10 protein-coding genes are annotated in these 6,814 nt (G+C 59.1%); 2 read left to right on the top strand and 8 right to left on the bottom strand.

Annotation, left to right across the window (positions count from 1 at the left end):
• A partial coding sequence (locus FHW77_RS25490; protein ID WP_286086163.1) for a TCP-1/cpn60 chaperonin family protein occupies positions 1-336 on the top strand: 336 nt, incomplete at its 5' end.
• 46 nt (positions 337-382) lie between these two features.
• The gene (locus tag FHW77_RS25485; protein WP_182590977.1) at positions 383-772 is read left to right on the top strand and encodes a hypothetical protein; all 390 of its coding nucleotides are present in this window, start codon (positions 383-385) and stop codon (positions 770-772) included.
• Between the two features lie 620 nt (positions 773-1,392).
• Here FHW77_RS25485 and FHW77_RS25480 read toward each other — a convergent pair.
• From FHW77_RS25480 to FHW77_RS25445, 8 genes are all read right to left on the bottom strand, one after another.
• The gene (locus FHW77_RS25480; protein ID WP_182590976.1) at positions 1,393-1,704 is read right to left on the bottom strand and encodes a type II toxin-antitoxin system RelE/ParE family toxin; all 312 of its coding nucleotides are present in this window, start codon (positions 1,702-1,704) and stop codon (positions 1,393-1,395) included.
• Positions 1,701-1,952: a type II TA system antitoxin, ParD family gene (locus FHW77_RS25475; protein ID WP_182590975.1), complete on the bottom strand. Its 252-nt coding sequence runs from the start codon at positions 1,950-1,952 to the stop codon at positions 1,701-1,703. Before FHW77_RS25475 ends, FHW77_RS25480 begins: the two co-directional genes overlap by 4 nt.
• A gap of 282 nt (positions 1,953-2,234) precedes the next feature.
• The gene (locus FHW77_RS25470; RefSeq protein WP_182590974.1) at positions 2,235-3,278 is read right to left on the bottom strand and encodes an L-idonate 5-dehydrogenase; all 1,044 of its coding nucleotides are present in this window, start codon (positions 3,276-3,278) and stop codon (positions 2,235-2,237) included.
• A 10-nt stretch (positions 3,279-3,288) separates the two neighbouring features.
• The gene (locus FHW77_RS25465) at positions 3,289-4,236 is read right to left on the bottom strand and encodes a 2-hydroxyacid dehydrogenase (RefSeq protein WP_182590973.1); all 948 of its coding nucleotides are present in this window, start codon (positions 4,234-4,236) and stop codon (positions 3,289-3,291) included.
• Between the two features lie 29 nt (positions 4,237-4,265).
• Positions 4,266-4,811, bottom strand: a complete 546-nt coding sequence (locus FHW77_RS25460; RefSeq protein WP_286086162.1) for a gluconokinase — start codon at positions 4,809-4,811, stop codon at positions 4,266-4,268.
• On the bottom strand, positions 4,780-5,547 hold the full coding sequence (locus FHW77_RS25455; protein ID WP_182590972.1) for an SDR family oxidoreductase: 768 nt from the start codon (positions 5,545-5,547) through the stop codon (positions 4,780-4,782). The genes FHW77_RS25460 and FHW77_RS25455 overlap by 32 nt, the downstream gene beginning before the upstream one ends.
• A gap of 5 nt (positions 5,548-5,552) precedes the next feature.
• Positions 5,553-5,894, bottom strand: a complete 342-nt coding sequence (locus FHW77_RS25450) for a hypothetical protein (RefSeq protein ID WP_182590971.1) — start codon at positions 5,892-5,894, stop codon at positions 5,553-5,555.
• A 12-nt stretch (positions 5,895-5,906) separates the two neighbouring features.
• Positions 5,907-6,788, bottom strand: coding sequence for an NAD(P)-dependent oxidoreductase (locus FHW77_RS25445; protein WP_182590970.1), 882 nt, complete (start codon positions 6,786-6,788; stop codon positions 5,907-5,909).
• Positions 6,789-6,814 lie beyond the last annotated feature (26 nt).

Raw genomic sequence — 6,814 nt, 5'->3', positions numbered from 1 at the left:
GAAAACGACGACCAGGAAGCTGGTATCAACATCATCCGCCGCGCCCTGCAGGCTCTGGTTCGCCAGATTGCAGACAACGCTGGTGACGAAGCTTCGATCGTTGTTGGCCGGATCCTCGAAAGTAACACCGACGATTTTGGTTACAACGCCCAGACGTCTGAGTACGGCGACATGATCGCCATGGGTATCGTTGATCCGGTCAAGGTGGTTCGGACAGCCCTGCAGAATGCGGCTTCCGTTGCCGGCCTTCTCGTGACGACAGAAGCCATGATTGCAGATCTTCCCAGAAAGTATGGTGCAGGCGTCGGCATGCCTGACATGGGCGGAATGATGTAACGCTTATTCTGAAATTTGGATCAGTGACCCCAACGAGGAGAATCCCATGACCGTGCAGGACAGCAAGACATCAATATTCGAGCGTTTCAATTCGTATCAGCCCTCCAAGACCATTCTTGTGTGGGCATGTGCGGCGACGGCAATCGCGACCATCGTCGTTGGCTTTAACTGGGGCGGTTGGGTGACCGGCGGATCGTCACTCCAGGCAGCGACCGCCGCGGGCAAGACGGCCCGTGGTGAGCTCGCATCAGCCATATGCGTCGAACGCTTCAAGGCTGCACCGGACGCAACCGAAAAAATGATCGAGTTTAAGGCTCTCTCAGATAGCTTTGCAAAGCGTCAGTTCATCGAAGCTGGCGGGTGGGCATCCATGCCGGGGCAGACACCGGTCGACAGCGACATCGTCGAAAGCTGCAGCACGGCGCTCTCCGTCTAGTGTCGCGCTTGATGCTTATAGTAGCTTGGGCGCTCCTGCTGGAGCGCCTCGTTTGGCCCACCCCTCGCTTTGTCACGCCAGACTGATGAAAACTCACCATAACGGCATGGCACCTCTCACGCGATAAACAGCAAACAGCGGCAGGAGAGATGGCTGAACAAGTTGACGACGGTTTGTTCATCGCATCACTCACTATAACCGAGATATACCGTGGAATACTCGAGGAGTCTGCTGGGGAAAAGCGAGCTGCTCTCGAGACTTGGTTTGGAGGCAAAGAGGGGCCCCAGTCACTCTTCGCTGGTCGCATTCTTCCATTTGACGGGACGGCAGCTCTTGTGTGGGGAGAGATGATGGCACTAAGAAGGGCAACGGCCCGCCCGCGTAGTGCGTTGGACACGATCGTGGCTGCAATCACTCGATCGAATAACTGTGTTGTTGCCCCGACAATGAGCGAGATTTCTAGGGGATTGAGATAATCAACCCCCTCCGTACAAGCGCTATCTGAAATGATTGCTAGAGTTAAGCTCTTGAAGGGATCAGAACTGACGGCCCCTTCTTTCACCCGCTCAATAACGACGATCTCGTCTGTCTTGCGCTCACATCTCGCCTCCGTCCAAACGTCATTCCTTCAGACGATCGACTAAACGCTTCATCAGATCCATTCGCTCGTGAAAAATCGCTACGATGCGGGCGGGCGCATCCTGTTGAGGCAGACAAAAGACGTAATGGTCCTGACATCGCGTCATCCTTAGCGCCGGATAAAGCGCACTCATATCCTTGAACAAACCTCTGCCCTCGGCAAGGTTTGCGATACCTCGCTCCAAACCTGAGACGTAGCGACGTACCTGCGCACCACCCCATTGCGTACGCGTGTAACGGATTACCGAACGTAGATCTGATTCCGGTTCCGCGGTAAGAATATAGGCAGTCAAGCACGACCCTCGGAAATCTCCTCGTCAAGAATCTCACCCACGGTTTTAGTCGACAGTCTTCCGGCAAGCCCCTCATTGACGCGCATGCTCATCAACGTCTTCAACTCCTCCAAGGCCCGCTCTGCGTCTGTGTCACCGGGGAAGAGGCGCTCAAGCGCATACTGCTTTATTGTCTTGCCCTGCAATGCTGCCAGCGCCTTTAGGCTTTGATGTTGTTGGTCCGTTATGTCGATCGTCAATCGGCTCATCTGACGCACTCCTAAACCCAGAAAACCCACATTAACACATATGTAGCTTTGTGGCCATCGCTCATACTTGGCCGATGTCGCTTTGAACGCTTAGCTGCCTTGATGGGACACGAACTAAAGACCCGGCGGCAGTTCCTACTCGTTAGAGGTCAAAAAGCGCAGTGCATCAATGCTTTAAAGAGCCCAAGCAGACTGGACTAAGTCACCGGTGACATATCCTCTAGGCGCCGACCTTTGTACTGGATACCATCGGTTTACATAACAACCTTTATGGCGCACATGTCAGAATAAAAGCTGAACCTTCAGCGACTTCCTTCGGTCGCCGGCGGTTTCGAATGCGGCAATTGCATCCTCCAGCGGGAAGGTTCCTGTCAGAAGCGGCCTCAGGTCGACGCGGCGCTTGTTGATCAGCGCGACAGCCAGGCCGAACTCCTCATGAAAGCGGAACGTACCCTTCATCTCGATTTCCTTGGAAACGACCATGTTCTGCGGAATGGAGACATCGCCGCCAAGCCCAAGTTGAACGAGGGTGGAACGCGGCCGTAGGGCTCCGAGACCCGAGCGTACCGCACGCTCATTACCCGACGCCTCGAACTGCACGTCGAAATAGCCCTTGTTGGCCGAATAGGCCGACAGTTCGTCCGGATTATCGGCGACATTGATCACGCGGTCGGCGCCGATCTCCAGCGCCTTGTTGAGAACCGTTTCCATCACGTCTGTGGCGACGATTTCGCGGGCACCATGGGCGCGGGCTGCGATGATCGCGAGCGCACCGATCGGCCCACAGCCTGTCACCAGAACCCGCTTGTCGGTCAGGGGACCGGCGCGGTTGACGCCGTGCAGAGTGACTGCGAAGGGCTCGGCCATCGCCGCCTCGTTGATCGAGACACCCTCGGCGACCTTGTGGCACTGATAGGCTTCGGCCACCAGACGCTGGCGGAACGCGCCCTGGATGTGCGGCATTGGCATGGCCGAGCCATAGAAACGCATGTTCAGGCAATGGTTCTGCTGGCCCTTGAGACAATAGTCGCAGGCGTTGCAGGGCCGCGACGGCGAGACCGTAACACGGTCGCCGACAGCAAGACCGGAGACGCTTTCGCCCGGCGCCTTGCCAAGAGAGACGATCGTCCCGGCCACTTCATGGCCAAGAATCATAGCCTCGCGCACGCGCACCGTGCCGAAGCCACCATGGTTGTAATAATGCAGGTCGGAACCGCAGATTCCGCCGGCTTCGATGGCCACCTCGACCTGTCCTGGCTGAAGCGCTTCGACTTCGCGTTCCTCGATCCGAAGATCCTTGGCGGCGTGGATGACGACGGCTTTCATCGGGATCTCCTTACAAAACGGGGGTCGGCAGGGTCTGGCCGGCAAAGTGGCAGGCGAGATTGTCGCGCACCAGCTTGCCCATTGCCTTGCGTGTTTCGACCGTGCCCGATGCATGATGCGGCTGCAGCAGCACGTTATCGAGCGTCAGAAAACGCGGGTTAAGCTTCGGCTCGCCTTCGAACACGTCGAGTGCGGCAGAGCCAAGCTTGCGGCTTTCGATCGCGTCGAGAAGCGCATCCTCATCGATATTCGACGCCCTCGAGATATTGATCAACATGCCTTCCGGACCAAGTGCCTCGATCACCGGCTTCGACACGATATGGCGTGTCACGGCGGAGGCGGCGAGCGTTACGAACAGGAAGTCGGAATGCCTAGCGAGTTCGACCGGATCGGCGATAAAGGTCATGTCCTTGGCAAAATCCTTCGCAGAGACATCGCTGTAGGCGATATCCATATCAAAACCCTTGAGACGCTTGGCGACTTCGAAGCCGATACGGCCGAGGCCGAGAACACCGGCCTTGCGGCCCCAGACGCGGCGCTTCAACGGATAGAGCCCCTTCTCCGCCCAGCTTCCATTCTTAACCCAAGTCTCCGCGCCGATAATACCGCGCGACTGGACCAGCATCATGCCAATGCCGAGATCGGCGACATCGTTGGTCAGGACATCTGGCGTGTTGGTGACGCGGATGCCCCGGGCGCGGGCCGCATCGAGATTGACCGCATCGTACCCGACGCCGTAGACGGAGATCACTTCCAGTTTTGGCAACTTGCCGATGAGATCGGCCGAGGCGCCCAACTCGCCGCGCGTGGCGATGCCGCGGATATCGGCGCCACGCTGCGCGAGAAACGCCTCGCGATCGGGGGCTTCATAAAGCTTGTGTACTTCAAACTGCGCCTCCAATTCGACCATATCCCATTCCGGATAGGGTCCGATCATCAGGATGTTCGGTTTGCTCATGGTTTCCTCCATTTGTTTTGTATCGGGTCTCAAGGACCGTTTGGCGACGCCAGATATTCGAGCGCCGAGCAGACGATCGCCTCCAGCGGTTGATTGATCTCGATCGCAACAACCCGGTCCTCTGCGTGAGGAGGTTCAAGCGTCGCCAGTTGGCTGTCGAGGAGCGACAACGGCATGTAGTCGTGACTGCGCGCGGCCATTCGTGCGGCCAGGACGTCGCGGTCGCCGTGCAGATAGATGAAGACCACTGGCCTGCCGGCCAGCGCCCGAAGCCGATCGCGATATGACCGCTTCAGCGCCGAACAGGAGACGACGACATTGCCGTCGGCACCCAGCGCCCGACCAAGCGCATCGAGCCAGGGCCAGCGATCGGCATCATCTAGTGGTGAGCCTGCCCGCATCTTTTCGACATTCGCCGCAGGATGAAGGCTGTCACCTTCGATGAAATCGGCGCCGATGCGGCGGGCAAGGCCGTCCCCCACCGAGGTTTTACCGCAGCCCGAGACGCCCATGACCACAACAGGCCCGACCAATGCTACCGGATCAAAGGCTGATTGTGATACCGCCGTCGACATAAAGCGTGTGTCCATTCACAAAAGATGAGGCTCGGGACGACAGGAAGACGGCGGCGCCGACCAGTTCCTCGACATTGCCCCAGCGACCGGCGGGCGTGCGTTTTTCCAGCCACGCGGTAAATTCCGGATTATCGACCAGCGCCTGATTGAGCGGCGTCTTGAAGTAACCGGGCGCCAGCGCGTTGATCTGCAGCCCGTATTTCGCCCAATCGGTCGCCATGCCACGGGTCAGATTTTTCACCGCGCCCTTGGTCGCGGTGTAAGGCGCGATCCCGGGACGGGCGAGTTCGCTCTGCACCGATGCGATGTTCACGACTTTTCCGCGGCCGCGGCCTATCATGTGTTTGGCGACCGCCTGCCCGACATAAAAGGCGCTGGAGATATTGGTCTTCAGCAACTGCTCCCAACGATCCGCCGGGAACTCTTCCAGTGGACTGCGAAACTGCATCCCGGCATTGTTGACCAGGATATCGATTGGACCAACATCGCTTTCGATCGCATCGACGCCGCGCTTGACCGCTTCGGCATCCGTCACATCGAAGTCACTGGCCGAAACCCGGGCGCCGGCATCCGCCAGCTCGCGCATCGCGGCGTCCAGCTTGCTGCGATCGCGGCCGTTGAGCACGACCTCAGCACCGTGCTCGGCGAGCCCGCGCGCAAGCGCGAGCCCGATCCCCTGCGAGGAACCCGTGACGAGCGCTCGCAGACCTGTAAGGTCGAAAAGCGGGAACGTCATTGCACTCACGCCTGTGCTAGGAGATCGCGGATCGCGGCGCTGGTAACGCGGTGATAAACCTTGCCCTCGAACATGGTCAGGAGATGCTGCGTCTGTTCGCGCGACTGGAAGCGTGCATCGCACGCCATGGCGCGCTCAAGCGCGGCCTGGTCCGGATAGGTGATGGCTAGAAGCAGGGGCATGGAGGGCGCGCCCTCGTCGCGTTCGAGCTCGCGGCAGACGGAAACGTTCACTGCACCGTCAAATTTTGTCCATAGTGGCGTCAGCGTGGTCTCTACGAAATCGTAGAACTCTTCCTGTTTGCCGGCTTTGATCGTTCCGACGAATTCGGCGTAGCGGATCAGCATGTCATTCCTCCTTTAGGCCTTCGGGCCATCGTAAAACTTCATCAGTGCGGCATTGTCGGCCGCGCCGAGCCCTGCGGACACCATCAGCCGATGGATCTCCATGCAAAGCGACGTCATGGGCATCGCGGTGCCTGTGTGGACGGCCAGCGACTGCACGGCGGAAAGGTCCTTGACCATGTTGTCGATGCGGCCGGTCGGCGAGTAATCGTTACGCGCCATCTTGCCCATGAACTCCTGCAGGATCGCACTGTCGGCACGGCCACCGCTCAGCGCCGCGGGGATCCGCTGCGCATCGACGCCGGAGTCGATCGCCAGTTTGGTGGCTTCGGCCACGGCGACGAAATTGAGCGCACACAGGACCTGATTGATCAGCTTCGTCGTCTGGCCAGCGCCGCTTGGGCCCATCAGGGTCAGGTTCTGGCACAGGTCGTCGAGGATCGGCTTCGCCTCGGCGAAATCGGAGGAATTGCCACCGGCCATCACCGTCAACTTGCCTTCGTAAGCCTTTGGCGCCCCGCCGGAGAGCGGGCAATCCAACCACTTCAGACCTGCCGCTGCGGCATCCGCGCTGAATTGCCTGGTCAGGATCGGGTCGATCGATGACATGTCGATCATCACGGTTCCGGCTGCAGCACCTTTGACGACGCCGGTTGCCCCGAACACGGCGTCGCGAACGATCGCTGCGGAATTGAGGCTGAGAACCACGGCGTTTGAACGCGACGCCGCCTCCGATGCGGACGCGGCTGCCTCCGCGCCTTGGGCCGTCATCTGCGCTACCTTGGACGGATCGACGTCAAAGGCGATGACGGTATGACCGGTTTTCAGAAGCCGTGAGCCAATCGCGTGGCCCATAACGCCACAACCGATCAGTGCGATTTTCCGTTTTTTTGACACAGCTGTTCCTCTCCTCCCGACCGGGG

The sequence above is a fragment of the Agrobacterium sp. RC10-4-1 genome (genome assembly GCF_014138475.1).
Lineage (GTDB): Bacteria > Pseudomonadota > Alphaproteobacteria > Rhizobiales > Rhizobiaceae > Agrobacterium > Agrobacterium pusense.
The sequence above is the reverse complement of the archived record's forward strand: the minus strand, read 5'-3'. Positions and strand labels throughout refer to the sequence as shown.